Source organism: Vibrio sp. Vb1337, from assembly GCF_033338715.1.
Classification (GTDB): Bacteria; Pseudomonadota; Gammaproteobacteria; order Enterobacterales; family Vibrionaceae; genus Vibrio; species Vibrio alginolyticus.
Genome location: NZ_JAWOTD010000015.1, coordinates 55,811 through 82,053, shown reverse-complemented (window position 1 = coordinate 82,053; position 26,243 = coordinate 55,811). Strand labels below are relative to the sequence as shown.

Genomic DNA, 26,243 nt, shown 5'->3' with positions numbered 1-26,243 from the left:
TTTCTACCCCTTATGAATAATAGAGGTATTATAAATATAGGTTTAGCGTTGTGGCTTTCCGAAATAAGAATTGATGTCATTTGAAGATCTAAAAAATATCTTCAGAGGAAATTAATTGTCGCTCAAATAAATAATTGAGAATAGTTATCAATTATTATCGAGCTAAGGAAAGAACAATATGGGCAATATAAAATTGACCATAGAGACAATGCTGAAACTTCTCTTCGTCTTTGCCATCTATGGTTTCTCCATCGCCGCCCATGCGACTTCTTCAGAGCCGATTGAAGGTGCTCAAGCTGAGCGTCATCAAGTCGAGTTGATCCGTGACCGTGACTACAAGTGTCTGCAATGTCATAAGGATGCAAAAGAGACTCTGAACCTTTCGCATGACCCGCAAGCTCTACTCAGCCAAGGGAAGCAACTTAATTGCACCAATTGCCATAGCAACATTGGTCCCGACCATCGTGAGGGCGCGCCTGATGTGATTAAGTTTTCTGCCGCGCAATCGAAAGAGGTACACGACAAAGTGTTCCTTGATCCAAGCATGATTCTTAAAGCCAACAGCCAATGTGTGGATTGCCACGCACCGACACAGCTGAGAGAAATCCACTGGACGCACGATGTGCACGCCAAAAACCTCACTTGTTCAAATTGCCACGATGTACACGCAGCGAAAACCAAAGCGTTGTCGTACGACAGAAAACAACTGATCAAGCAGTGTGTGGATTGTCACTCTGAATTTGCCGTCGAACCTGAACTTGCCAAAGAAGAGGAGAGATAGCATGAAATGTTCGAGAAGAAACTTTTTAGCCGGCAGCGGCGCGTTGATTTTAACTACAGGCGTTGCAGGCACTTCCGTTGTTAGCTCCTCTCTTTATGCCAGCAACCGTGAACAAGCGAAACGCATGGGTATGGTTCATGATGAAAATGCCTGCATTGGCTGTACCGCTTGTACCGATGCTTGTCGCGAAGTAAATAAAGTCCCTGAAGGCGTAACGCGACTTAAAATTCATCGCAGTGAACCGATTGGCGAGTTCCCAGATGTGGAATACCAGTTTACTCGTGAATCCTGTCAGCACTGTGATAACCCACCATGTGTATACGTTTGTCCAACAGGCGCTGCATACAAAGATGAAGCGACCGGCATCGTGGATGTACACAAAGAGAAATGTGTCGGATGTGGTTATTGCCTTGCTGCTTGCCCTTACCAAGTGCGCTTCTTTAATCCAGTCGATCACTCTGCGGATAAATGTAACTTCTGCCGTGATACCAACCTAGCGCAAGGTAAGCAGCCAGCTTGCGTGGAATCTTGCCCAACAAAAGCACTCATCTTTGGTGATTTAAATGACCCAACTAGCGAGGTGAGCAAAGCTATCGAAAGCCATGTTGTCTATCGCGATAAATCGCATTTAGGTACGCAACCTAAACTGTACAAAATTCCGCATAGCAAAGGGGAGGTGTCATCATGAACGGCTTCGAAAGTGCATTCCACTTTGACTCGTTAGTCTGGGATTGGATCATCGCGATTTACTTATTCCTTGCTGGGATGTCAGCGGGTGCGGTGATTATTTCTATCTATTTAAAACGCAAAGTGATTGAAGGTGATCCTGCAAACAACGGCATCATGAAAGCGATGGCTTGGCTCGCACCATTTGGCATCATTGCTGGGTTGGTAATTTTGATTTTCCATTTAACCAAGCCTTTAGAGTTTTGGAAGATCATGATCTACTACAACCCAACGTCTGTGATGTCGATGGGCGTGATCTTGTTCCAAGTGTACATGCTAGTGCTGTTTGTTTGGATTGGCGTTATCTTCCGCCATCAAATCATCAGCTTCTGTGAAGGGAAGTTACCAAGCAAACTGCTGGATTTTGCCGATGGCATTTTGATTAAGGCGGGGAAAGCCAACAACGCAATTGAATTATTCTTGGGCTTCTTAGCCATCGTACTTGCAGCGTACACTGGCTTTCTATTGTCTGCGTTGAAGACTTACCCAATGCTAAACAATCCAGTACTGCCAATCTTGTTCCTGTTCTCTAGTTTGTCCTCGGGTGCAGCGGCATGCTTGATGTTCGGCATCTTGGTGTTTAAAGAGTCGACCAGCAGCCCAAGTGTGTCTTGGGTGCACGGATTTGAACGCCCAGTAGTGTTGTTTGAGTTGTTTGTCTTAGTGACCTTCTTTACTGGATTGATCTTCAGCGGTGGTCAGAACGAAGTCGCGGCTTGGAATGCTATTTCGAGTGGATTCTGGGCTCAATGGTTCTGGGTTGGCGTAGTGTTCATCGGCATGATTACGCCTTTGACTCTCAATTGGTTAACGCCTTCAGAAGTGCGCCACAAAGGCAGTTACGTTTTTGTGGTCACGACGTTGAGCTTGGTTGGCGTACTTATGCTACGTACTTTCATTCTCTATGCCGGTCAAATGACCATAGTGTAAGGGGGAAAAATGGAGGCTGAGCTAGGGTTCTTCTTACTGATATTGGTGGCTGTAACATCGACTTGTGCATCGTTGCTGCATTGGCTACGTCGTGCTATGGGTAAGAAGGCGACATTGCCGCATCAAGTCGCGATGTCCCACATCATTAGCTTAGCTTCCATCATTTGTTTAGCACTTCTGATCGTCTGCTTCGTGCAAGACAACTTCGCGTTGGAATATGTTGTTACGCATTCAAACAGTCAACTTCCCGTAGCATTCAAAATTGCTGCCGCTTGGGGCGGGCACCAAGGCTCCATGTTGTTTTGGGTCGTAACCTTGAGTTTATGGGCGTCGTTTATTGCATTTAAGTCACCGCTCAACGCCCAATATACTGGTGACTGTTTAGGAATCATGAACGTTCTGATTGGGACGTTTGCATGGTTCACGTTAATGACCTCTAACCCGTTCGAATATGCCCAATTATTGGCTTCGGAAGGGCGAGATCTAAATCCAATGTTGCAAGACGTTGGGCTTATCATTCATCCACCATTGCTTTATCTCGGTTATGTCGGTTACGCAGCAATATTAGCTTTTGCATTAGCGGCGCTATTGGGTAAACAACCGATGAGCGATTGGTATGTGGTTGCTCGAAGCGCAGCGTTTTTTGCATGGGGAACGCTCACGATGGGTATCTTGGTGGGATCATGGTGGGCGTACAATGAGCTAGGGTGGGGCGGCTGGTGGTTTTGGGACCCTGTGGAGAACGCTTCTTTACTACCTTGGCTTACTGGTACTGCTTTGTTGCACAGCGGTGTTGTCGCAACACGCAGCAGAGGCGCAATTTGGAGCACCTACGCACTGGCGTTTGCTACGTTCAGCCTAAGCATTTTAGGGACATTCGTGGTGCGCTCTGGTGTGTTGACTTCAGTGCATGCTTTTGCGGTGGACCCAACTAAAGGTTTGGTGCTGCTTGGTGTATTGAGCTTGCTTGTCATCATCACTTTTGGCGTATTGATTTTGCGAGGAGAACAACTCCCTCGTTTTAAACTTCAATCTCTAACGAGCCGAGCTTACACTGCTTACATCGCCAAAGGGCTGCTGGTTGTTGCGACTGCCATCGTTTTTCTTGGCACTTTTTATCCGATGGTTTATCAACTGCTCGGCTTAGGGAACATTTCAGTTGGCGCGCCTTACTTTAATAGTCTGATCTTCCCATTAAGCATACTGGCTCTGATTGCTTTAGCTTTGATGCCGGTGCTGAAATGGACAAAAGGCACAGTGCTGAGTGTAAGCGCTGATATCGCGATCAGTATCGCGTTATCTCTAGTCTCTGGGATCGGGTTTATGTTCTCAGTGAATGCACTGCATTTCGAAGTATTGTTAACCATAACGTTGGCTACTTGGGTGATTGTGGCGCATCTCGTTATGCTGTTTCGCTGTTCCAATAAGCGTAAACTCATGCCAATCGTGATGGCACATATCGGTTTTGCACTGGCGGTGAGTGGGGCTGTATTCAATAGTCACTACTCTTATGAATACAATTTACGTGTCGACCCCGGCAGTTCTCAACAAAGGGCGGGGATCACTATCGATTATCATGGTATCGAATGGCTGGTGGGGCCGAACTATACCGCGGAACAAGGACAGATCACCTTGCACTTGGAAGATGGCCGCATGCTCAATTTCAACCCGCAAAAGCGTCATTACCCTGTGCGAGTGATGAATATGACCGAGCCTGCGATTCGTTCACTATGGCATGGCGATTATTACGTGACATTGGGTGACAAAGTCGATACTCATGCTTATGCGATTAAAGTTCAGTACCGCGCAGGTATTTGGTGGATATGGTCTGGCGGGCTACTAGCTGTGTTTGGTGCGCTATTAACCGGCCTAAAGAAAAGGAGAGAGGCTATCAATGCGATCGAGAAATACGCTTAAACTCGCAGGTCTGTTTGTGGCTGTTGCCGTGTTTGCTGTAGTAACTGCGGTGGCTTTGTCTGAGCGACCACATGTTGAATTGTCCCCACAACGAAATTTAGAGACACCGAATTTTCGCTCTACTTCTCTGATCTCTGATGACATGGTTTCTGAGCAGTTGTTCAAAAGCGACGGATATAAATTATTGAATGTTTGGGCATCTTGGTGCGGAGTATGCAAACGAGAGCATGAAGAGTTATTGCAGTTAGCAGAACTCGGTGTGCCTATTATTGGGCTGAATTATAGAGATCAAAAACAAGCCGCTCGTGAATATTTGAGCTCTAAACGAAATCCATATATTGAAGTAATTAGTGACCCTAATGGAAAGCTCGCTGTGGAGCTAGGTGTTATCGGAACGCCGGAAACTTACTTGATTGATCCAAATGGTCGTATATTGATCAAATATCGTGGAGAGATAACGGCAGATAAATGGAACGATATATTTTCAGGATACTTGAATGTTTCGATTTAATAATCTTCTCCTCACTTTAATCCTATTTATACTATTTTCTCCTTTCACGATAAGTGCGGATTTAGAACAGAATGTTGATCTGTTTGAGTTTCATTCTGTTGAAGTGCAACAGCGTGCAACCTCGCTAGCCAAGACATTACGCTGCCCGCAGTGTCAAAACCAAAACCTTGTCGAGTCTAATGCACAGGCGGCCAAAGACCTGAGGTTGAAAGTGTATACGATGGCCAATGAAGGCAGCTCAGATCAAGAAATAAAGGACTATCTAGTTGCTCGTTATGGGAATATTGTTCTGTATCAACCACCATTAAATTATTCCACGGCGCTGTTGTGGATCTTTCCTGTGCTATTTTTGATCTTTTTTGTCTTATATTCGATCCGAATGGTGAAGCGTAATTAATGTGACCGTTATTCCACTATTAAAAATAAATTGTGCACTTAACAAGCAGAATGTTATCATTTTTCCGAATTTATGAAGTTTCCAGTATAAAGAAAATAAAAATTTTGAGCTGGATAAGTAATAAAAGAACGAAATAGGTGCACGCAGTGGATTCAGTTATATTACAACTTAAAAAAGACTTCTATTCGCAGATTCGTGCATTGCAATCACCGAACCTGCCTCAAGTTACTTCAACGCTCGCCGTGTTGACCGACGAGGAAATCCAAGAACTCGAAGCAGTTTGGATTGAACTCGCCGTTTGGAAGCGCAGTCAGACCCATTAAAAGATAGACCAAACGACCTTCTTGAAACCCCAGACAAAATTTGTCTGGGGTTTTTTATTGTAGTTTTTTTAAATTGTTATAATATAACAATTGTTCAGTTGGAGAGTGGTTCTCTTTTGCTGTCTTGAGTGGATAACTGCCCTCAATTGTGATCTCTATATTGCAAAATGCGGTATCAGTCCCCATAGTTGAAGAGCAACGAGTAAATCCCATGAATGCAATAACGAAAACGCATCAAGCGCATCAAGCAATAAATCGAGTGAGTATAGATATGGCGGAAGTACGTGCCAGAGTAGATTTTAAAGTCGGGGCAAAAAGTAACATTGATGCCGAAATTCTGTCTTTCCATGGTCTGAAGACAGACAAAGAGCATGTTGCTATTATCTTTAAACAAGCGGACCAAACTCAGGACATGCCTTTAGTTCGTATGCACTCTGAGTGTTTGACAGGCGATGTGTTCCACTCTTCACGCTGTGACTGTGGTGAGCAACTAGAAGAGACGATCAATCGCATGGGCGAGTCCGGTGGTATCATCTTGTATCTCCGTCAGGAAGGTCGTGGTATTGGCTTGTACAATAAGATCGATGCATACCGCTTACAAAGCCAGGGCATGAACACGTACGAAGCTAACAACCATTTGGGCTTTGATGATGACCTGCGTGATTTCACAGAAGCAGCACAAATGCTAGAAGCTTTAGGCGTGAATAAGATCCGCCTCGTGACGAACAACCCTAAGAAAATTCGTGAGTTATCTGAGTACGGAATTGAAATTGGCGAGGTTGTCAATACCTCTGCACATATCAAAGATGGCAACGAAAATTATCTGAAGGCAAAAGTCTCTCACGGAAAACATGACCTAAAGGTTTAATCCTAAAGATAAAACTGACAATAAAGCCTGTGAAAAACCTCATTTTTATGAGGTTTTTTTGTATCTGGAGTTGCAAATAAATTGTAAATTTGTATTATCTCGAGACTAAAGTGCAAATAAGAATAATTAGCACTACCAATACGATAATTGAAAAGCTCAACAAGGATGCTTCAGATGAATGCAAAAAAAGTTTTAGTCCAATCTATTGCTGCATCACTCCTCATTGCCAGTGGTTCTACCGTTGCTGCCACAGTAACTAAACAACAAGTAGTCGAACATTACGCGGACGTTGCCCATGCTGTGTTTGCTGATTCAGTAACAACAGCGAAGGCGCTTGACGTAAAAATCGACGAATTTCTAAAATCACCATCAGCGAAAAAGCTTGAAGAAGTAAAACAAGCTTGGCTAGATTCTCGCGTGCCTTACCAACAGTCTGAAGTTTTCCGTTTTGGTAACGCGATTGTTGACGATTGGGAAGGTCAGTTAAACGCGTGGCCACTTGATGAAGGTCTGATCGACTACGTAGCAGCGGACTACCAATACGAATTGGGTAACGAAGGTGCGGCTGCAAACATCATCGCAAACACAAGTCTGCAGATTGGTGCTTCTAAACTGGACGTTTCAAAAATTACGCCAGAATTACTAGCAGATTTAAACGAAGTAGGTGGTTCTGAGGCAAACGTTGCATCAGGTTACCACGCGATTGAATTCTTGCTTTGGGGCCAAGACCTAAACGGCACTAACGCAGGCGCAGGTCAACGCGCTTACACTGATTTCGTTGTGGGTTCTGAGTGTACGAATGGCCATTGTGAGCGTCGTGGAGAGTACCTAAAAGCAGCCGCTGATCTACTGGTTCAAGACCTTGAGTGGATGGAAAAGCAGTGGTCTGCTGAAGTAAAAGGTAACTACCGTGAAGAGCTACTGAACGACTCAGCGGACAATGGTCTACGTAAGATGCTATTCGGCATGGGTTCTCTTTCTCTAGGTGAGCTAGCGGGTGAGCGCATGAAAGTGGCACTAGAAGCGAACTCAACTGAAGACGAGCACGATTGTTTCTCAGACAACACGCATAATTCTCACTACTACAACGAGCAAGGCATCTACAACGTTTACACAGGTACATACAAAGGTGTAAACGGCAAAGAGCTATCTGGTCCAAGTATTGCTGATCTTGTTGCTCAAAAAGATAAGAAAGCCGCGACCGACATTCAAAAGCAGTTTGATACAACACTTAGCCAAGTTGGTGAGCTAGTGACTTCTGCAGAGAAGAATAACCAGCATTTTGACCAACTTATTGCGGCGGGTAACGCACAAGGCAACGCGCTGGTAAACGACACCATCATGTCGTTGGTAGCGCAAACTGGTGCGATTGAGCGAGCGGCAAACATTGTCGGCATCGACAGCCTAAGCCCTGATACTGCTGACCACGAGTTTTAATAAGAAAACCATAATAAATAAGGGCTCTTTGTGAGCCCTTTTGCCGTTTGAGCTCGTTGTTATCACCCTTGTTGTCTATGTAGAGCAATGATATGAAGCCATACCTAATTTCTGCGCTAGCCGCGATCCTTTCTTCTTCTGCCATGGCTTACGATGTTAAGTCTGGTGGCAAAACCAGTGTTAAAAAAGATGGCGCGAATGCCTATTCTCTTCCTGCTGCCAACCTGCCGATGAGCAAACGCCTAGATTTTAGTGTGGGTAACAGCTTTTTCCGCAACCCTTGGGTACAAGCGCCAGCGTCAACAGACGCTCGTGATGGCCTAGGTCCGCTTTTTAACACCAATGGTTGTCAGAACTGTCACATCAAAGACGGTCGTGGTCATCCGCCAGAGAAAGATGATTTACATGCCGTGTCTATGTTAGTGCGCTTAAGCATTCCTGCGATGACGCCAGAACAAAAGAAAGCCTACATCAAAGACGGTGGCATACCTGAGCCGACTTATGGTGGTCAGCTTCAAGATTTCGCCCTGCAGGATCAAACGCCAGAAGGCATAATCGAAATCACTTACACCGATGTCCCAGTGAAATTTAAAGACGGTACGACGGTGACGCTAAGAAAACCTCATTTGAACATTACCGATCTGGGTTACGGCGATATGCACCCTGATACCGAGTTCTCAGCACGCGTGGCACCGCCAATGATCGGCCTTGGTTTGTTAGAGAGTATTCCCGACGAAACGCTACTTGCTTGGGCTGATGAACAAGATGCCGACAAAGACGGTATCTCAGGCAAAGTCAATAAGGTGTGGGATATTGAGAAGGACGACTTCTCGATTGGTCGTTTTGGCTGGAAAGCAGGACAACCGACGCTAATGCAGCAAAATGCAGCAGCATTTAATGGTGATGTGGGTCTTACGAGCCATTTATTCCCAAATGAAAACTGTACCTCGAAACAAAGCATTTGTGACGACATGCCAAATGGCGGCAAACCAGAAGTGAGTGAAAATATTCTCGACTTCGTAGAGTTTTACAGCCTGCACTTAGCTGTACCTATTCGCCGTAATGTCAATGACCCTAACGTGAAACTTGGTCAGCAAATCTTTGCTGCGTCTGGCTGTGAAAGCTGCCACAAGACCAGTGTTAAAACGGCGAAACGACCAGAGTTACCAGCGCTTTCTGAGCAGCTTATCCACCCATACACCGACATGCTTTTGCATGACATGGGTGAAGGCTTAGCCGATAACCGTCCGGAATATCAAGCAAACGGCCGCGAGTGGCGAACAGCACCGCTATGGGGCATTGGTTATACCGAAGAAGTAAACGGACACACTTACTTTCTACATGATGGCCGCGCTCGTAACCTGATGGAAGCGGTGTTGTGGCACGGCGGCGAAGCTGAAACGGCGAAACAAAACGTCTTAGCACTGAACAAAAAAGAACGTGACGCATTGATTGCGTTTCTGAATTCTCTATAAGGAAGCAGCCATGAAAAAAACACTATTAGTGAGTGCGATTGCCGCAACGTTAAGTTTGGTTGGTTGCCAATCGACCATCGGTTCGAGCTCTGCCAAGCCTGAGAGTACAAGTCATATTTCTCAAAGCGTGTACGAGGTCGAGTTTCAATCAGCTCAGACGTTTTTAGCGCAAACCACAGAACTTGAACAGCGCTTCGCGGATTACTGCGCATCAGAGTCGAAAGATGATGCACAAGTAAAACAGCAGTGGCATCAAACGATGCTTGCGTGGATGGCATTACAAGGTCAAGAACGTGGCCCTGCTACGGCATTGGAGCAAAGCTGGAATGTTCAGTTTTGGCCAGATAAAAAGAACACCACTGGTCGTAAAATGTCTGTACTGACGAAATCTGATCAAGTTTGGAGTGCAGAAGATATTTCCACCCAAAGTGTCACCGTGCAAGGTTTAGGGGCTCTGGAATGGCTGCTTTACGATAAAGCGTCGACCTTATCTAGCAACGGCAATACTTGTGCGACAGGCGTTTCGATTGCTGAAAACCTTGATGACAAAGCGCAGATCATCGCGGATTCTTGGGCAGAGAACCCTTGGAAATCGCTAGAGATGACGGAATGGGAATCTGAGTACATTTCACTGCTCTCGAATCAGCTTGAATACAGCATGAAGAAGTTGAGCCGACCGCTAGCGAAGATTGGTAAGCCTCGCCCGTATTTCTCAGAATCGTGGCGTTCCGAGACCTCGCTTTCAAACTTAAAAGCCAACCTTCAAGGGATGGAAGCGTTGTACTTTGCTAACGGGAATGGTTTAGATGCGCTACTTAGAGAGCAAGGCCATGCAGATCTCGCAGACCGTGTCGTTCATCAGTTTGAAATGGCGTTAGAAACTTGGCCAGAAGATAAGAGCTTGTTTGCTGCACTACAAACAAAAGAAGGCTATCGCATGGTGCTCTCTCAATACAATAAGCTAGAGCAATTGAAGTACCTGATTCACGAAGAAGTGGCGATCGAGCTTGGCGTAGTTATAGGATTTAATGCAACCGATGGTGACTGATCAAACCCGCCGAACCTTGCTGAAAGCCGCTCTATTCGGGGCGGCTATACCTATGATGCCATTTGGTTGTGCTTCAACAAGCTCACGTGAACCTGCGTTGATCGGCTGTTCTATCATTGGTCGAGATAAATTCGCAGCGGTGGTGGCGGATGAGCATGGTATGCCGCTATCTTCATTGCCGATTCCTGGGCGTGGTCACGGTGTGGCAACAAACCAACAAGGCCACGCCGTAGTTTTTGGTCGTCGACCAGGTACTTTCTTCATGGTGTTTGATTATCGCTCAGAGCAGATGATCAAACTGCAACTAGCAAAGTCAAATCGTCATTTCTATGGGCATGGCGTTTACTCCCATGACGGCACATTACTATTTGCCACAGAAGGTGAGAGGGGGACAAGCCGTGGGATCATTGGTGTTTATGATGTACAGAAGCAATATCAAAAGATCGATGAGTTAACGGGTTTTGGTCTTGGTCCTCATGAAGTGATCATGATGCCTGATGGCGCATTAGCGATTGGCGTCGGTGGCGTACACACCAACGGCCGTGAACCTCTCAATCTTGATAGCATGAGACCTAGCCTGAGTTACCTTTCACAGGAAGGGGAGCTATTGGATCAAGTGTCTTTACCGGATCATAAGTTGAGTATTCGCCATTTAGCTCATGATGGTGCGGAAACCGTGCTTTGTGGTCAGCAATATCGTGGTGAGCCGGACGAGTATCCAGCCTTGATCGCCATGCACACGCGTGGTGGTGAAATGCAAGATCTTCAAGCTGAGCCTGAAGAGTGGGCGCGTTTGAATCACTACGTTGCGAGTATTGCAGCAACCGATGAATGGATCTTAGCCACTTCGCCTCCGGGCAGTTGTTATGGTATATGGTCTAAATCTACGGGCAAATTGGTCGAGCTAAGTGCGTTACCAGATGCCTCTGGTGTTGTGGTCTATGGCGATGAGTTCCGAGTCAGTTCTGGGGCGGGAAAAGTGGTTGAACAAAGGCCTGAAGAGTCAAAAAATACCTTCGCGAGCGGTGTGCAATGGGATAACCATTGGTCGAGAATTACCTAGAAAGATCATTGAGTAAGCACTTATTGAGAATTTTGTTGTCGTTTTCGGCATCAGATTCTTAATTTTAAACCTGCAAGCTGTGAGATATTTGCCATACTTTTTATTATGGCAAGTAGCGCAAGGATCATTTCAGTGTTTGCTAGGGTTTTAATCATGACGGCACTTCTGGTGCCGTTTTGCAGCTTTTCCACCGTCGTTTCTCTCGAAGCTTCAGCGCAAGTCGAGCAAGAGGGAGCGGTACAAAAGCTGTCTGTAGAAAAAATGATCCATTATCCAGAGGTGATTGATCAACTGTATCAAAGCACCAATTACCGTTTGAACTGGGAAAATGAAAGTGATATTGAGCAGTTTCTTTTTCAAGTAAACCTGGTTGCACTTGCGGATGTCACCGATGAATTCGAAAATCAACTTCACCGGATAAACCAAGTAAGGTGGCAGGGAGATAATCTCGACTTCGATTTAGTGATGACAGATTCACTCTTGATGTACCTTAGTTATCTTGAGCAACTCCCCGAAGAAGGGATTAATTGGCTATTTACAGACAAAGCCCATGTTACGTTACCCGCTCCTAGCATCGATACTTTATCGGTTTTGAGTAATGAGATTACGGTTGGCAAACTTGGTCAGTTTTTGGCAAGTCTCCGGTCTCCATTACAAACAGATGATGCTTTCTACTCCGCATATTCTTCGCTATCGGAACATTCTCAGTACCAATATCCTGCCTATCAACAAACTGGGCTAGCACGTGTTGGCGATATATTAGAAAACAGACCCCTATTGATTGAGCGAATGGAGATCGTAGGCGTAGATGTTTCTTACTTGGATTTAGTCACTGAAGAATATGACGAACAATTAGAGCTTGCGATAAAAGAGTTCCAGCGTATTCATGGTTTGAAAGAAGATGGCGTTATCGGCCCGAATACCATTCGATGGATCAACTTTTCTCCTCAAGAGCGATTGCATCTGCTGGCGTTGAATTCTGAGCGTTCAAGAATTTGGTCGAAAGAAAGGGATAATGTTGTCTTTGTTAACGTGCCTGGATACGAAGTCACGTATTGGCATGACGGTCAACCCTTGTTTGAGTCTAAAGTTGTGGTAGGGAGAGCATCAAGAAAAACGCCCATCATGTCGGTAGCACTGGATTCAGTTATTCTCAACCCAACTTGGAACGTGCCTTGGACTATCATGGTTAAAGACATTATTCCTAAAGTAAAACGTAATCCGATGTATTTGATTAACCATAACATTCAAATCATTCGGTCTTGGACTTCGAACGAAATTATTGACCCTACAACCATCAATTGGGCAACGGTGAATCCGAGAACATTTCCTTATCGTATGCGACAGGCGTCGGGCTTACAAAATGCACTGGGATTGTACAAGTTCAATATGCCTAACCCACAAGCTATTTATTTGCATGACACGCCAAGTAAGAACTTGTTTGAACAGGACAGACGCGCATTCAGCTCAGGATGTGTTCGTGTAGAACATGCAGGCCAGTTAGCAGAACTTCTGTTCAAAACTCAGGGGTTGGAAGAACGTTTAGCGAAAAAGCGAGAAAGTTCTCGTCGGTCTAACACGTCAGTTCCTTTGGGAGAGCGCATTCAAGTACACATCATTTATCAAACAGCATGGTTGGAAGAGGGAACGCTTTACTACCGTGATGATATCTATAAGTACGATCACCGCAGTTGAAATCTTTAAGGAAAATTTACAAAACGAAGAATTCTCTTTTCGTTCAATAATTAAACAATAATTACTGCGTCTGAAAATCAAGATGGAGTGTTTTATGCGTTTGACGTGACAAATGTGTTTGGTTAATGTCCACGACTTGTCTAGTTGTTGAGCACTGTATTTTGAAATGGTAAGTCGTAACTTTTCCCGCCGAGATTTCCTTAAAATGACCGCTGGTGGTGTGGTGTTGGCGTCTGCCCTGCCATCATTTTCTTGGGCTTCACTCCCTGACGAGCCACGTGCGCTGGCGATGAACAACCTTAATACTGGAGAGATCCTCGAAACATGCTATTTCGATGGAAAACGATACATTAATGATGAACTGCAAAGGCTGAATGAGTTTTGTCGAGACCATCGACGAAATGAGGTTCATCCCATGGATAGACGCTTGTTCGATCAAATAAGTCAAATTCAAAAGTTAATTGGTACAGAAGCAGAGGTGATCGTCATTTCAGGTTACCGTTCTCCTGCCACTAATGCCTCGCTGCGCAACGGGTCTTCTCGTGTAGCGAAAAAGAGCATGCACATGGAAGGAAAGGCCATTGATTTCCGTTTAGACGGTGTGAAGCTTTCAACGGTTCGTGATGCTGCCTTAAGCCTAAAAGCCGGTGGCGTGGGTTATTATCCAGGCAGTAACTTTGTTCATATCGATACGGGTGCTGTTCGTTCCTGGTAGTGCCAGTTGAGACAAGGTTTCTAGTCTCAGAACGTCGTCGATTACCCACAGTTCAAAGCTTGAAGTCGATAGGCCTTAGTGTCATAGTTGCGGCAGTTTTCACGCAAATTTATTCGGTATAGGTTATCTATGGCTCTGAAATACCAAGTTGTTCCAGTAACATCTTTCTCTCAAAACTGTTCTATTGTCTGGTGTGACGAAACCATGAAAGGCATTGTGGTTGACCCAGGCGGCGATGAAAAGCAGCTCGCTATGCTTATCAAAGAGCTGGGTGTTGACGTGGTAAACCTAGTGCTAACACACGGTCACTTGGACCACGTAGGTGGCACGGAGCCGCTGTCTGCACTGCTTGGCGGTACAGAGATTGTAGGTCCTCACAAGGCAGATAACTTCTGGTTGCAAGGTTTGGAAGGTCAGAGCCAAATGTTTGGTTTCCCGCTGACAGAAGCGTTTGAACCGCACCAATGGCTAAATGAGGGTGACACTGTCACTTTCGGTAATCAAGTGCTGAACGTATTCCATACACCTGGTCATACACCTGGTCACGTTGTGCTTTACAGCGAAGAAGCGCGTTTAGCGTTTGTGGGTGACGTTTTGTTTAACGGTAGCATTGGTCGAACTGACTTCCCACAAGGCGATTTCAATACGTTGATTAGCTCTATCAAAGAGAAATTGTGGCCTTTAGGCAATGATGTCACGTTTGTCCCTGGTCACGGCCCTCAATCGACTTTCGGTCACGAGCGTAAAACTAACCCGTTCGTTGCTGACGAGATGCCGCTTTACTAAAAGTGCGTGTACTAAGCATTATTCTGGCTCGGCGGCAGCTAAGTATCGCCGAGTCAGTCCCACAAAGTCCTCAGCCTCACGATCTAGATCACTTGCTGATATAAATAGATCGTAGCCGTAGAAACCTCTCTGATACTTCATCCGGTTGGCGAGCATCGCTAACAAACCTTTGTACTCAATCCCATCTCTGTTTATATATGGTTTAGGGTCAAGCACCATATCCTCAAACTTATCTTCACACTGATTTTGTTTCGCGCCTAAGTAAAGCAGTGCTCGCTGGCTGAGGAGAATTTCAGTCGCTATACGAGGGCAGATTGAATTTAAGTAGGGTGAGTAGTGTTTTAGACGAATACCGATCCAAGGTAGCGGTTGGTGCCAGCCTTCCTGTTGGTAGCTACAAATACCGATTGACTCAATATTTCGCCATCTGACGACCCAACCTCCTTTAAAAAGGTGTTGCTGAAAGTGAGAAGCTGTCAGCGTAAAAGTGACTTGGCTTTTCTTAATCATCAAGATGGCGAAACCAACGATTGCAGACATCAAGATGACCGACAACATGGCTTGCTTCCATCCCGGAGAAATGGCAACCAAAAACAAAGTGATGAGTGCAACAAGCAACAAAAGTATTCTGTTGATAGGGGAGTCGGGTTTGAAATGTGAATTTGTTAGGTGCAGCGTTTCCATGCTTATAACCTCATCGAATACTTGTCCAAAAATGAGTGGGCAGCTTTATGTGCATTGATTTGCATTTAAAATAAAACAAACCTCTGTTTTTATACCCAGTATTCAATAAATCCGTTCATAAAATATCTGATTAAATAGTAGACGTTCTATGCTTTGAGCGCATTTTTCATCGCGTTTCGCCGCTAAAACCTACAAATTGCTTGTGAATTTTGGTATAAAACGCGCTTCAAATTTTCATCCCTGCTGAGATGCAGTGAACTGGAGAAATATTCAATGAGACTTGCTCATAAGCGTAAAGTGCAGATGAAACTGCAAAAACGCATTAAAGCGACAGTAGCAAACTTAGCTGCAGCACCTAAAGCAGTGAAGCCTGTTGCGGAAAAAGCAGTAGCACCTTCTGTTGCTGAAAAAGCTGTTGCGGAGAAAGTAGTAGCTGATAAAAAAGTAGCTGCAGTGAAAACAGTTGATGTTGCCCTTACTCCTAAGCAACAACAAGTATTAGACATCGTTATTGCGAATGCTGAAGGTATTAACCCTAAAGGCATCGGTCTAGCTGCAGGTCAAGAAGATACTAAAGCGGCATCATGGGCTACTGGCGCACTAAAGAAGCTTCTTGAAGAAAACCTAGTTCAAAAAGAGCAGTTAGCAGGTAACAAAGTTATCTACAAAGCAGTTTAATTACCGCTACCGTTCTAGATTGAATACCTCGGCTGATGCCGAGGTATTTTTTTATCTTGGTATTGGAAATAATGCATTAAGTACTGACTTTAACACTACCAATAAGTGGTTTGTCACATTTTCTTAAATACTATGTAAATTTTTTGGCAGAAAAATACGTAAGTATTGTCTTTTATTTTTATTCATAGATAAAAATATAATTTATTGATTTTGCTATTATTAGTCTTTTGTCATGACGGTTTTCCTACGTACTTGTACGTAATACCTTAGGCTAATACCTTATTGATGAATTACTCGCTTCCGTGTTCATGCCCATTTCGCATTAGACAACATTGTTACATCTTTTATACCGAATACAGCCAATCCTAATGAAATGGATGACAACAATAACCTTGGTGATAAAGGACGTGAACGATGAGTCTAATCCAAAAATCTTTAAAACGAGTGCTCAAAACAACCGCTGTCGCTGCCGCGATGGCACTCGCAGCGACTTCTGTAAACGCTGCTGAAAAAGTCTATCGTTTAAAGCTTGCTGAAACTTGGGGGCCTAATTTCCCAATTTTTGGTGATACCACAAAAAACATGGCCAAAATGGCGGAAGAGATGTCCAACGGACGTTTGCAAATCCGCATTGATTCCGCAAACAAGCATAAAGCGCCTTTTGGGGTGTTTGATATGGTTAAGTCGGGTCAGTATGACATGGGTCACTCAGCGTCTTATTACTGGAAGGGTAAGGTTCCAAACACACTTTACTTCACTTCTATGCCCTTCGGTATGTTGCCAACTGAGCAGTATGCATGGTTTTACTACGGCGGTGGTATGGAGCTGATGGAAAAAGTGTACTCTCCACATAACTTGATGTCTTTCCCTGGGGGTAATACCGATACTCAGATGGGGGGGTGGTTCCAAAAAGAGATCAAGTCCGTCGAGGACTTACAGGGTTTGAAAATGCGTATCCCAGGGTTTGCTGGTGAGATTTTGGCTGAGTTAGGTGCCAAGCCAACGAATATCGCCCCTGGTGAGCTATATACTTCTCTAGAGCGTCGCACAATTGATGCCTTGGAATGGGTTGGTCCATCGCTGGATCTACGTATGGGCTTCCACAAAATCGCGCCTTACTACTACACAGGTTGGCATGAGCCAGCGACTGAGCTTCAGTTCCTCGTTAACAAGCGCACCTGGAACCGTCTACCTGATGATCTAAAAGCGATTTTGCAAGTAGCCATGAAAACGGCCGCTTACGATATGTACACGCAATCGAAACACGAAAGCGGCAAAAACTGGGCATCTATTAAGTCTGAATACCCAAATGTTGAAGTAAAAGATTTCCCACCTGAAGTAGTAGCTGCGTTGAGAGAAGCAAACGATCGTTTGTTGAAAGAACATGCAGAAAAAGATGCTTTGGCGAAAGAGATTCAAGAGTCGCAAGCGAACTATATGAATCAAGTTCGACCATGGTCAGATATTTCGCACCGAGCGTACTTAAACAGTCAAGCTCAACAATAACGTTATGAAGCAGGCGATGCCGAGAGGTTTAGCCTGCTATCGAAGCCCAAGAAAACTTCATAATGAATGCTCCGCACCATAGCGGAGCGCATCTAAACGTTCCACGGAGTTCGGAATGAGAAGTCTTATTTATATTGAGCGATTATTTAACCGCTTTAGCGATTTTCTCGGATGGTTATCCAGCATCCTGTTTACTTTGTTGTTAGCAAACGTTGTGTACGACGTTGTCATGCGTTACGTGTTTAATGATGTGTCTATCGCATTCCAAGAAATGGAATGGCATCTATTCTCTGCCGTGTTCTTGCTTGGTGTGCCTTACGCAATTAAGTCCGGTGGCCATGTTCGCGTCGACATTTTTTATGAACGCTTATCTTACAAAGCACAATCCATCATCGACATCATAGGCACACTATTTTTCTTATTCCCTTTTTGCCTACTGGTAGCTTGGTTTGGTGTTGATTTCGCTAAGGAAAGTTACGCGTTAGGCGAGACGTCTGGTGACCCAGGTGGCTTACCATATCGTTGGATTATCAAAGCGATGATTCCGCTGTCATTTTTCTTTATGGCGGTGAGTGGTATTGGATTGTTACTTCATTCAATCAACAAAATTGTCAACCCTCATCTTATCTATGCCGGTAATAACGGTAAGTCGTAAAAGGAAGTCATTATGATCGGTATAGTGATGTTTTTTGTTGCGCTCTTTGCGCTTCTATTGGGATTTCCCGTTGCTTTTACTTTTGGTGGTATCGCGCTGATTTTTGGTGTTTGGGCTGAAGGCATCGAGATGTTTGCTTTTATGCCATATCGAATTCAGTCCATTATGGAAAATACGGTGCTAATGGCCGTACCGCTGTTCGTTTTTATGGGGCTAGTGCTACAGAAAACGAAGCTTGCTGAACAGCTACTAGAATCAATGGGGCGTTTGTTCGGTGGCGTTCGCGGTGGTATCGCTATTTCTACCGTGTTAGTTGGCGCATTGCTTGCAGCTTCAACGGGTGTGGTAGGCGCATCAGTTGTTGCGATGGGCTTAATATCTCTTCCTGTGATGCTCAAGTACAATTACGACAAAGGTTTAGCGTGTGGGACTATTTGTGCGTCTGGCACGTTGGGCCAAATTATCCCACCTTCTATCGTGTTGATCTTGTTGGGTGATGTACTTGGCGTACCGGTAGGGGACCTATTTCAAGCTGCGATCTGGCCCGGTATTACACTTGTTGGCGCCTATGTGATCTATATTCTCATCTACGCGAAGTTGAACCCTCAAGCCGCACAGGCGATAGAGCGTGATGAGTCGATCAGTCGTAAACAAGAAGTGCTCACCGCACTGAAAGCTGTATTGCCACCTTTAGCATTGATCATCGTGGTATTGGGCTCCATCTTTGCAGGGATTGCAACACCAACAGAGTCAGCGGCACTGGGTGGTGCAGGTGCGATTATTTTATCGCTATTGTATAAGCAGTTTAGTTGGTCGATGATTTATGATGCATCAAAAGAGACAGTTAAAGTAACCGCAATGGTCTTTGCGATCTTACTTGGTGCGACCGCCTTTTCAATGGCATTTACCTACACTGGTGGTGATTATTTAGTTGAAGAGTGGATGTTAGAACTGCCGGGTGAAAAGTGGGGATTCCTTATTATTACCATGGTGGTGATTCTGATTTTAGGTTTCTTTATCGACTTCGTTGAAATCTGTTTTATCATCGTGCCAATTATTGCGCCAGTCGCTGAATTGATGGGCATTAATATGACGTGGTTTGCGATTCTTATTGCGATGAACTTGCAGACGTCGTTCCTCACACCGCCATTTGGCTTTAGTTTGTTCTATCTAAAAGGTGTCGCTCCAGCAGGGGTTACTACGCGTGATATCTACAAAGGTGTGATGCCGTTCATCGCGATTCAGATTGTTGTGTTGGCGTCTTTGCTGTTTTTCCCAGGTTTTTACGGTATGAGTTAATCACTCGATAATAAAGAGATTTTGTGAACTGAGAGTTTTTACCTTTTGAGACAAGTTGTTAAGCTGTTAATTATGTCTATGCAGACACAATCGATTCGTTTGTACTGCTAAGATAGTAAGCTGTAAAGGCAGCGTTTCATGGAGGGAAGGGATGCCTCTCAAAGCAAAGTTAATTCTGCTGACACTGATACCCGTGGTATTGGTGTCAGCGAGTATCAGCTGGATCTCTATCTATCAAACCAAGACCCTTGGCAAAAGGGAGGTAGAGATCTTTCATCAAAACCTGATCCAATCAAAAGAAGCGGCGCTGAAAGATACGGTCGACGTCGCTTTTGACTCCATTTCTTACATCTACAACGATCCGACTTTAGAAGAGAGTGTTGCCAAAACGCGTGTGAAAGCGATTTTAAATCGTTTGAGTTATGGGTCGGACGGCTATTTTTTTGCTTATGATAAATATGGTACCAACCTTGTACACCCAGTTCTTCCTGAGCTTGTCGGGGAAAACTTACTCTATCTTGAAGACGAAAATGGCGATCGCTTAATCGAAGCTCTATTGTATCAAGCGCAATCCGGTGGTGGATTTCATCAGTACCTGTGGCAAAAGCCATCTACGGGTGAAGTTGTCCCTAAGCTTAGTTACGCTGCATGGCTCGATAAGTGGGAATGGATGATAGGGACTGGGCTGTATATTGAGGATGTAAGCCGAGAAGTCGCCAATATGCGCGCGGCGGTGAACAAAAATATCGAAACGACATTTTTCTCAGTCGTCGTGATCTTAGCGGTGACCGTTGCTGTAATCATTGTTCTCACTCTGGCGATCAATCTGCACGAGCATCGCCTCGCTGATAAGAACCTGAAAGAATTGGCACATAAAACCGTGATGTTCCAAGAAGATGAGAAAAAGCATTTAGCGCGAGAACTGCATGATGGAATCAATCAGTTGTTAGTCTCCAGTAAATGTCATTTAGACTTAATGAGTCATAGACTGGAAGACGAAAAACTCAAATCCCACTTAGATAAATCACAACGATCGCTCGTCACCGCGATAAATGAGGTGCGGCATATTTCTCATCAGCTCCGTCCAAGCGCCCTCGATGATATCGGTTTAGAAGCAGCACTGACGACCTTGCTACAGGATTTTCATTCCCATTCCGGGATTGATATCGAGAGCAATTTCGATACTCAGCAGCACAAACTGACTTCGGAAGTCGCAACGACGCTATATCGCGTCGCTCAGGAGTCTTTGAATAACATTGAAAAACATGCGCGAGCGAAAAAAGTAACGGTTACTTTGCAAAAAATGGGCAATATGCTGCAATTACTCATACGTGACGATGGGGTTGGATTTGTGGTTAACCATGCAGTGCACCAACAAGGGATTGGGTTAAGGAACATGCAAGAGCGTGTAGAGTTCATCGGTGGTGAATTTGAGCTAATGAGTGAGCTTGGCTTGGGAACAGAGATTACTGTGCTGCTTAATTTGGATGAAATAGTTTATGGATAAACCGATTAGTGTAGTGATTGTCGATGATCATCAAGTAGTATTGGATGGCTTCATGGCTCGTTTGGAGTTAGAGCCTGACATCGAAGTGGTGGGTACAGCAAGTAATGGCTTGGAAGCGATAGAGGTCGCAAAGCACTTGCAACCGGACGTCATATTGATGGATATCAGCATGCCAATAATGAACGGTATTGAAGCGACTGGTGTAATTAAAGAAGCGCGCCCAGAGAGCAAAATACTGATGTTGACCATGCACGATAATCGCGAGTACATCATGAAGGTCATGCAAGCTGGTGCCGTAGGATATATGCTCAAGGAAATCTCGGCCGAGAAAATGGTGCAAGCAATAAAAACGGTGAACCAAGGCTCGACGTATTTCTGTGAATCCGTCACACAAACACTCTTTACCCAAGAAGTGGTGCCTGCCACGCAAAAAACGAATCCTCTCAGCCGCAGGGAAGAAGCGGTACTTAAATTAGTTGCTCAAGGAAACAGCAGCAAGAAAATCGCCACTTTACTCAATATTAGTTATCGAACGGTAGAGACGCATCGCCATAACATTAAGCACAAGTTGGACTTACATTCGACGGCAGAGTTAGCAAAATATGCGTTTGAAACTGGGTTGACTGAGTAGGAGAGTAGTGCCCGCAAAAAGCGAGCACGTGGGAGCGAAACTAATCGGCTTTGGTAATGCTACCAAGCTCTAGCATTGGAGCAACATCGATGTCCTCTGCATTCATCATCGTCGAGATGCGTTGAACGGAAGATAGTAGAAGGGATTGCTCCCATTCTTCCAATTTTTGGAATCGATTAATGAAGTGCTCTTGCAGCGGCGTTGGTGCTTGTTTTAAGGCTTCTTGGCCCTTGCTCGTAAGTACAGCATGCACTTTACGCTTGTCTTGAACACTGCGCTGACGCTCAACAAACTGGCCTCGTTCTAGTCTATCTAGAATGGTCGTTGCGGTCGCTTGGCTCATGTTAGTGTGGCTAGACAACTGTTTAATCGTCACGTTATCTAAGTCATTGATAGCGCGCATCAAAATCAACTGTGGAGCAGTCAATCCAGACTCTTTGCTCAGCTTTTTAGAATGTAAATCAATAGCGCGGATGATCTGACGAATCGAGACCAATACTTCTTCGTACTTTTCCAATTTATTCATCCAGTCTGTAGGGAACATTTATCGAGGCGACACTAACTTAAATGCGCCCTTATTTAAAGGGGGGAAATCAAAAATTACCTCTACAATTTTACGCCGTGTCCTCAATACCATTTTGTCGCGCCTTTTCGACAAAATAAGAAGAGCTAAAATTATTATAGCAATAAATGTTTGTGGTCTAACTATTGTAGTAGTGATTTGTTCTATCAAAGGCCGTAACCACACAGTGAAAAGTAAGTTATTGGATTTTTTAATAGCAAAAAGATAGACAAAAACGTGTCAAATGATAGGATCTTGCGCCTTCACGGAATGCAAAACGTATCGTGTTCGAAAGATTTTTTTGTTTGGTACGTAAAAACACTACAAAAATAGAGAGGAACGATGACAAAGGGTATAGATAAGTACAGTATCGATAGTACCGACTATACGGTAGGTCAGGACAACGTTCAAAAATGGGGTTTTGATGTTCATAACCCAGTTTTTGGTATTAGTGCAGGTTTAATTGCGCTGTTTCTTGTCGCTGCATTAGTTCTAGATGCACATACCGCAAAGACGGCACTTGATGGGCTGAAGTGGAAAATTATTGGTTCATTCGATTGGTTGTTCATTATTGCAGGTAACATTTTCGTTATTTTCTGTTTGGCGCTTATCGTCTCACCAATGGGTAAGATCCGACTAGGTGGTAAAGACGCTGTTGCCGATTACTCGTTTATGTCATGGCTTGCAATGCTATTTGCAGCTGGTATGGGTATCGGTTTAATGTTCTGGAGTGTTGCAGAACCTGTCGCTTACTTCACCGGTTGGTATGAAACGCCACTTGGTGTTGAGGCAAATACACCAGAAGCCGCGAGATTGGCACTGGGTGCAACGATGTTCCACTGGGGCCTTCACCCATGGGCAATTTACGGTGTTGTAGCACTTTCTTTAGCATTCTTTGCCTACAACAAAGGTTTACCGCTATCTATGCGTTCGATCTTCTACCCACTTCTGGGTGATCGTGCATGGGGTTGGGCTGGCCACATTGTGGACATTCTGGCTGTGCTTGCGACTTTATTTGGTCTTGCTACATCCCTAGGTCTAGGTGCGCAGCAAGCAGCAAGTGGTATTCATCACGTATTTGGTGTTGAGCCAGGCCTAGGTCTGCAAATCGTCGTTATTACCGTGGTGACTTTACTTGCTGTTGTTTCAGTCGTACGCGGCATCGATGGTGGTGTTAAAGTCATTAGTAACATCAACATGGTTGTGGCGTTCTTGCTACTTCTCCTTGTTGGTCTTATCGGTTGGGCGGCGAGCCTAGGTTCGATTCCAACCACACTTATGGCATATGTAGAGAATATCATCCCACTAAGTAACCCGTTTGGTCGTACGGACGAAGCTTGGTTCCAAGGCTGGACAGTGTTCTACTGGGCTTGGTGGATTTCATGGTCGCCATTCGTAGGCATGTTCATCGCACGTGTTTCTCGTGGTCGTACCGTTCGCGAGTTCATCACAGCAGTTCTACTGGTTCCAACTGCGGTTACCGTTGTTTGGATGTCTGTATTTGGTGGTCTGGCGATCGAGCAAGTTGTTGATAAAGTAGGTGAGCTGGGCACAAATGGCTTGACTGACGTATCACTTGCTATGTTCCAAATGTTTGATGTTCTTCCATTTGGTAGCATGCTTTCTATCATCGCTGTTGTGCTGGTACTTGTGTTCTTCATTACGTCTTCTGACTCTGGTTCACTTGTTATCGACAGTATCACGGCAGGTGGTAAAGTCGATGCTCCTGTACTTCAACGTGTCTTCTGGGCATTCATGGAAGGTGCAATTGCGGTTGCTCTGCTATGGATTGGTGGCTCCGAGGCGGTTCAAGCTCTTCAGGCCGGTGCCATTTCTACAGCATTGCCATTTACCTTCATTCTGCTTGCAATGTGTGTGAGCTTATTGATGGGTATGCGAACTGAGCGTCAGTAATTCGGCATTTTATAAAACCGTCTGACTAACAATTAATCAAAAGGCCAGCAATTTGCTGGCTTTTTTTGTGCGGTTTTTATGACGCTCGAGACAAAAAAATGACACATGAAAGTTCATATTTTACAAAGAGTTAATGTGCTATTTTGTTTTTTAAAAATTAGTGAATAGTCGTAAAAAAGTGTGTAATATTCATGCACCTTAACTGTTCTCCCAACTCAAAAAACTATAAATATGAAATTATCATTAAAACAAAAGCTTATAGGCGCAAGCCTTTCTGCTGTTGTTGTGATGGCAACAGCACTTACTTGGTTGTCGGCTGGTCAATTATTTGATCAGACTCGTTCAGGTGTCTATTCACGTGCGCAAAGTCTTAGTACTACTGCGTCAGAGGGAATTTCTGATTGGGTCAATATCCGTAAAGATATTGCCACTGCGTTCAACGACTACTCGACCGAGCAAGACGTTGTTCCTTTCCTACAACAAGCTCGCAAGGCTGGTGGCTTCGATGACATCTTCCTTGGTACACCAAACGGTGATATGTACCGCTCTCATCCGGAGCGTAACCGTGCTGATTATGACCCTCGCACACGTCCTTGGTACAAGGATGCTGATGCCGCGGGTAAGCAAATCATTACAGCCGCATATCAAGACGCAATCACGAATGCACTACTTGTGACCATTGCTGAGCCAGTAATGAAAAATGGTCAGTTTGTTGGTGTTGTTGGTGCGGACGTACTGATCGATCAGCTTATCAGCGATGTGATTAACTTAGATGCAGGTGAAAACGCGCATGCGATGCTAATCGACATGAATGAAGGCACCTTCTTAGCGCATCCAGATAAAAGCTTGACGCTTAAGCCTATCACCAGTGTTCTAAAAGATTTTTCAGAAGAGGCAATTGAGCGTGCCGCCGATGAAGGTCGTATCGAAGATACGGTAATCAAAGGAAAAGAGAAGCTTTACTACTTCAATAAAGTTCCTGGCACGCATTGGATGTTTGCGATTGAAATGGATCGCGCAACAGAAGAAGCAGGTCATGCGGTATTGCTACGAGATCTATTGTTTACTGCTGTGGCGATCACGATTGTGGTTATTCTTGCAGTTTCTTGGCTAGTTGGTTTCTTGTTCCGTGACTTGAACCGCGTATCAAATGCACTGGAAGAAATTGCATCTGGCGAAGGTGACTTAACGCAACGCCTAGAACCACGCAGTGATGATGAAGTAGGTAAACTGGCGGAAAACTTCAACCGTTTTGTTGGCAACATGCACACAATGGTTACTAAGCTTAGCCACGTATCTTCTGCGCTTTCAGAGCAAGCACGCACGACAGCACAGCAAGCTGAGGAGCGTAGTCAGCGTATCTCTTACCAGCAAGATGAAATCAACATGGTGGCGACGGCTGTGAACGAAATGGCAGCAGCGACACAAGAAATTGCAGGTAATGCTGATAGCACGGCAAGTAATTCAGAAGAAGCGGTTCAAGCTTGTTCACATGGTTCTAGCCAAGTAACTCAAACGCAAGGCTCTATTCAGAACTTAGCGCAAGAAGTTCAAGTTGCTACTGATGTGATTCAAGAGCTAGAAGCACACGGAAATAGCATCAATACGATTCTATCAACGATTCAAGGCATTGCAGAGCAAACGAACCTACTTGCACTGAACGCGGCGATCGAAGCGGCACGTGCAGGTGAGCAAGGTCGTGGTTTTGCTGTGGTTGCAGATGAAGTCCGCGTATTGAGCCAACGTACTCATGCTTCAACGCAAGAGATTCAAGAAACTATCGAGATGCTACAAGGCACAACAGCCAAAGCGGTCGGTATTATGGGTGACAGTCGTCGTCTAGCTGATACCAGTGTTGATGATGCCAATGCGGCTGCAGCGAGCTTGACGCAAATCCACACTGCTGTTGAGCGTATCAGTGATATGGCAACGCAGATTGCTTCAGCAGCAGAAGAGCAAGCATCGGTAACCACTGAGATCACTCGTAACACTGAAGGTATTCGTGACGTGTCTAACGAGCTGTCAGTCGAAGCTCATCAAGCAGCAGAACAAGCTGCTCACCTGTCTGAGCTATCACACGAACTTGAACAAGAGATTCAACGCTTTAAGCTGTAATCTTGTCTCAACCTAAGTAA

The 26,243-nt window shown here is 44.8% G+C and carries 25 protein-coding genes; 23 read left to right on the top strand and 2 right to left on the bottom strand.

The genetic code is table 11. The annotated features are described in order from the left end of the window. Positions 1–178: 178 nt before the first annotated feature. The 15 genes from nrfB (at position 179) to R7E42_RS16830 (ending at position 14,672) form a co-directional block, all read left to right on the top strand. The gene (gene nrfB, locus R7E42_RS16900) at positions 179–781 is read left to right on the top strand and encodes a cytochrome c nitrite reductase pentaheme subunit (protein ID WP_017820468.1); all 603 of its coding nucleotides are present in this window, start codon (positions 179–181) and stop codon (positions 779–781) included. 1 nt (position 782) lies between these two features. Then, positions 783–1,469 carry a cytochrome c nitrite reductase Fe-S protein gene (nrfC, locus tag R7E42_RS16895; RefSeq protein WP_086046905.1) on the top strand — a complete coding sequence of 229 codons (687 nt, stop codon included), beginning with the start codon at positions 783–785 and terminating at the stop codon, positions 1,467–1,469. After that, complete coding sequence (gene nrfD / locus R7E42_RS16890; RefSeq protein WP_017820466.1) at positions 1,466–2,437, top strand: cytochrome c nitrite reductase subunit NrfD; 972 nt, start codon at positions 1,466–1,468, stop codon at positions 2,435–2,437. The genes nrfC and nrfD overlap by 4 nt, the downstream gene beginning before the upstream one ends. Positions 2,438–2,446: 9 nt before the next feature. Beyond that, positions 2,447–4,354, top strand: a complete 1,908-nt coding sequence (locus R7E42_RS16885; RefSeq protein WP_318072851.1) for a heme lyase NrfEFG subunit NrfE — start codon at positions 2,447–2,449, stop codon at positions 4,352–4,354. Next, complete coding sequence (locus tag R7E42_RS16880) at positions 4,332–4,865, top strand: DsbE family thiol:disulfide interchange protein (protein ID WP_318072850.1); 534 nt, start codon at positions 4,332–4,334, stop codon at positions 4,863–4,865. Before R7E42_RS16885 ends, R7E42_RS16880 begins: the two co-directional genes overlap by 23 nt. Continuing rightward, positions 4,852–5,262 (top strand): heme lyase NrfEFG subunit NrfF, encoded by a 411-nt coding sequence (gene nrfF / locus R7E42_RS16875; RefSeq protein WP_017636119.1) that lies wholly within the window; start codon positions 4,852–4,854, stop codon positions 5,260–5,262. Before R7E42_RS16880 ends, nrfF begins: the two co-directional genes overlap by 14 nt. A gap of 146 nt (positions 5,263–5,408) precedes the next feature. Then, on the top strand, positions 5,409–5,585 hold the full coding sequence (locus R7E42_RS16870) for a hypothetical protein (RefSeq protein ID WP_020480909.1): 177 nt from the start codon (positions 5,409–5,411) through the stop codon (positions 5,583–5,585). Between the two features lie 271 nt (positions 5,586–5,856). Further along, positions 5,857–6,453 carry a GTP cyclohydrolase II gene (locus tag R7E42_RS16865; RefSeq protein WP_025767283.1) on the top strand — a complete coding sequence of 199 codons (597 nt, stop codon included), beginning with the start codon at positions 5,857–5,859 and terminating at the stop codon, positions 6,451–6,453. A gap of 174 nt (positions 6,454–6,627) precedes the next feature. Further along, positions 6,628–7,890 (top strand): imelysin family protein, encoded by a 1,263-nt coding sequence (locus R7E42_RS16860; RefSeq protein WP_199266795.1) that lies wholly within the window; start codon positions 6,628–6,630, stop codon positions 7,888–7,890. Between the two features lie 92 nt (positions 7,891–7,982). Then, entirely contained in the window at positions 7,983–9,365 is a 1,383-nt protein-coding gene (locus R7E42_RS16855) for a di-heme oxidoredictase family protein (RefSeq protein WP_318072849.1), read from the top strand. A 10-nt stretch (positions 9,366–9,375) separates the two neighbouring features. Next, positions 9,376–10,413 (top strand): imelysin family protein, encoded by a 1,038-nt coding sequence (locus R7E42_RS16850; protein ID WP_053304296.1) that lies wholly within the window; start codon positions 9,376–9,378, stop codon positions 10,411–10,413. Continuing rightward, complete coding sequence (locus R7E42_RS16845; protein ID WP_318072848.1) at positions 10,394–11,476, top strand: DUF1513 domain-containing protein; 1,083 nt, start codon at positions 10,394–10,396, stop codon at positions 11,474–11,476. The genes R7E42_RS16850 and R7E42_RS16845 overlap by 20 nt, the downstream gene beginning before the upstream one ends. Positions 11,477–11,629: 153 nt before the next feature. Continuing rightward, entirely contained in the window at positions 11,630–13,171 is a 1,542-nt protein-coding gene (locus tag R7E42_RS16840; protein ID WP_318072847.1) for a murein L,D-transpeptidase, read from the top strand. Between the two features lie 166 nt (positions 13,172–13,337). Continuing rightward, complete coding sequence (locus R7E42_RS16835) at positions 13,338–13,886, top strand: DUF882 domain-containing protein (RefSeq protein ID WP_031778936.1); 549 nt, start codon at positions 13,338–13,340, stop codon at positions 13,884–13,886. 129 nt (positions 13,887–14,015) lie between these two features. Further along, complete coding sequence (locus R7E42_RS16830; RefSeq protein WP_005376855.1) at positions 14,016–14,672, top strand: MBL fold metallo-hydrolase; 657 nt, start codon at positions 14,016–14,018, stop codon at positions 14,670–14,672. An 18-nt stretch (positions 14,673–14,690) separates the two neighbouring features. On the opposite strand, the gene R7E42_RS16825 is transcribed toward R7E42_RS16830, so the two are convergent. Then, entirely contained in the window at positions 14,691–15,356 is a 666-nt protein-coding gene (locus tag R7E42_RS16825; RefSeq protein ID WP_005376857.1) for a DUF2982 domain-containing protein, read from the bottom strand. Positions 15,357–15,629: 273 nt separating this feature from the next. Here R7E42_RS16825 and R7E42_RS16820 point away from each other — a divergent pair, with 273 nt between their 5' ends. From R7E42_RS16820 to R7E42_RS16795, 6 genes are all read left to right on the top strand, one after another. Further along, a complete protein-coding gene (locus tag R7E42_RS16820) occupies positions 15,630–16,034 on the top strand; it encodes a hypothetical protein (RefSeq protein WP_047103233.1) in 405 nt (134 codons plus the stop codon). 414 nt (positions 16,035–16,448) lie between these two features. After that, positions 16,449–17,540: a TRAP transporter substrate-binding protein gene (locus R7E42_RS16815; RefSeq protein WP_017636112.1), complete on the top strand. Its 1,092-nt coding sequence runs from the start codon at positions 16,449–16,451 to the stop codon at positions 17,538–17,540. A gap of 115 nt (positions 17,541–17,655) precedes the next feature. Next, positions 17,656–18,195: a TRAP transporter small permease subunit gene (locus R7E42_RS16810; protein WP_318072846.1), complete on the top strand. Its 540-nt coding sequence runs from the start codon at positions 17,656–17,658 to the stop codon at positions 18,193–18,195. A gap of 12 nt (positions 18,196–18,207) precedes the next feature. Further along, a complete protein-coding gene (locus R7E42_RS16805; protein WP_005376871.1) occupies positions 18,208–19,494 on the top strand; it encodes a TRAP transporter large permease in 1,287 nt (428 codons plus the stop codon). Between the two features lie 151 nt (positions 19,495–19,645). Next, a complete protein-coding gene (locus R7E42_RS16800) occupies positions 19,646–21,001 on the top strand; it encodes a cache domain-containing protein (RefSeq protein WP_005376873.1) in 1,356 nt (451 codons plus the stop codon). Next, positions 20,994–21,632, top strand: a complete 639-nt coding sequence (locus tag R7E42_RS16795; RefSeq protein WP_005376875.1) for a response regulator — start codon at positions 20,994–20,996, stop codon at positions 21,630–21,632. Before R7E42_RS16800 ends, R7E42_RS16795 begins: the two co-directional genes overlap by 8 nt. Before the next feature lie 40 nt (positions 21,633–21,672). Here the strand turns inward: R7E42_RS16795 and R7E42_RS16790 are convergent, their stop codons facing one another. Then, positions 21,673–22,149, bottom strand: coding sequence for a MarR family winged helix-turn-helix transcriptional regulator (locus tag R7E42_RS16790; protein WP_005376877.1), 477 nt, complete (start codon positions 22,147–22,149; stop codon positions 21,673–21,675). A 387-nt stretch (positions 22,150–22,536) separates the two neighbouring features. Between R7E42_RS16790 and R7E42_RS16785 the strand changes: the two genes are divergently transcribed. After that, positions 22,537–24,108 (top strand): BCCT family transporter, encoded by a 1,572-nt coding sequence (locus R7E42_RS16785; protein WP_005376879.1) that lies wholly within the window; start codon positions 22,537–22,539, stop codon positions 24,106–24,108. Positions 24,109–24,339: 231 nt separating this feature from the next. Then, positions 24,340–26,223 carry a methyl-accepting chemotaxis protein gene (locus R7E42_RS16780; RefSeq protein ID WP_005376880.1) on the top strand — a complete coding sequence of 628 codons (1,884 nt, stop codon included), beginning with the start codon at positions 24,340–24,342 and terminating at the stop codon, positions 26,221–26,223. Positions 26,224–26,243 lie beyond the last annotated feature (20 nt).

Bases quoted from the DNA above. Each gene is read 5' to 3' on its own strand.
- R7E42_RS16800 (WP_005376873.1), top strand. From the start codon at position 19,646: ATGCCTCTCAAAGCAAAGTTAATTCTGCTGACACTGATACCCGTGGTA.
- R7E42_RS16805 (WP_005376871.1), top strand. From the start codon at position 18,208: ATGATCGGTATAGTGATGTTTTTTGTTGCGCTCTTTGCGCTTCTATTG.
- nrfF (WP_017636119.1), top strand. From the start codon at position 4,852: ATGTTTCGATTTAATAATCTTCTCCTCACTTTAATCCTATTTATACTA.
- R7E42_RS16785 (WP_005376879.1), top strand. From the start codon at position 22,537: ATGACAAAGGGTATAGATAAGTACAGTATCGATAGTACCGACTATACG.
- nrfD (WP_017820466.1), top strand. From the start codon at position 1,466: ATGAACGGCTTCGAAAGTGCATTCCACTTTGACTCGTTAGTCTGGGAT.
- nrfB (WP_017820468.1), top strand. From the start codon at position 179: ATGGGCAATATAAAATTGACCATAGAGACAATGCTGAAACTTCTCTTC.
- nrfC (WP_086046905.1), top strand. From the start codon at position 783: ATGAAATGTTCGAGAAGAAACTTTTTAGCCGGCAGCGGCGCGTTGATT.
- R7E42_RS16795 (WP_005376875.1), top strand. From the start codon at position 20,994: ATGGATAAACCGATTAGTGTAGTGATTGTCGATGATCATCAAGTAGTA.
- R7E42_RS16880 (WP_318072850.1), top strand. From the start codon at position 4,332: ATGCGATCGAGAAATACGCTTAAACTCGCAGGTCTGTTTGTGGCTGTT.
- R7E42_RS16815 (WP_017636112.1), top strand. From the start codon at position 16,449: ATGAGTCTAATCCAAAAATCTTTAAAACGAGTGCTCAAAACAACCGCT.
- R7E42_RS16840 (WP_318072847.1), top strand. From the start codon at position 11,630: ATGACGGCACTTCTGGTGCCGTTTTGCAGCTTTTCCACCGTCGTTTCT.
- R7E42_RS16885 (WP_318072851.1), top strand. From the start codon at position 2,447: ATGGAGGCTGAGCTAGGGTTCTTCTTACTGATATTGGTGGCTGTAACA.
- R7E42_RS16860 (WP_199266795.1), top strand. From the start codon at position 6,628: ATGAATGCAAAAAAAGTTTTAGTCCAATCTATTGCTGCATCACTCCTC.
- R7E42_RS16835 (WP_031778936.1), top strand. From the start codon at position 13,338: ATGGTAAGTCGTAACTTTTCCCGCCGAGATTTCCTTAAAATGACCGCT.
- R7E42_RS16850 (WP_053304296.1), top strand. From the start codon at position 9,376: ATGAAAAAAACACTATTAGTGAGTGCGATTGCCGCAACGTTAAGTTTG.
- R7E42_RS16845 (WP_318072848.1), top strand. From the start codon at position 10,394: ATGCAACCGATGGTGACTGATCAAACCCGCCGAACCTTGCTGAAAGCC.
- R7E42_RS16810 (WP_318072846.1), top strand. From the start codon at position 17,656: ATGAGAAGTCTTATTTATATTGAGCGATTATTTAACCGCTTTAGCGAT.
- R7E42_RS16780 (WP_005376880.1), top strand. From the start codon at position 24,340: ATGAAATTATCATTAAAACAAAAGCTTATAGGCGCAAGCCTTTCTGCT.
- R7E42_RS16865 (WP_025767283.1), top strand. From the start codon at position 5,857: ATGGCGGAAGTACGTGCCAGAGTAGATTTTAAAGTCGGGGCAAAAAGT.
- R7E42_RS16825 (WP_005376857.1), bottom strand. From the start codon at position 15,356: ATGGAAACGCTGCACCTAACAAATTCACATTTCAAACCCGACTCCCCT.
- R7E42_RS16830 (WP_005376855.1), top strand. From the start codon at position 14,016: ATGGCTCTGAAATACCAAGTTGTTCCAGTAACATCTTTCTCTCAAAAC.
- R7E42_RS16855 (WP_318072849.1), top strand. From the start codon at position 7,983: ATGAAGCCATACCTAATTTCTGCGCTAGCCGCGATCCTTTCTTCTTCT.
- R7E42_RS16820 (WP_047103233.1), top strand. From the start codon at position 15,630: ATGAGACTTGCTCATAAGCGTAAAGTGCAGATGAAACTGCAAAAACGC.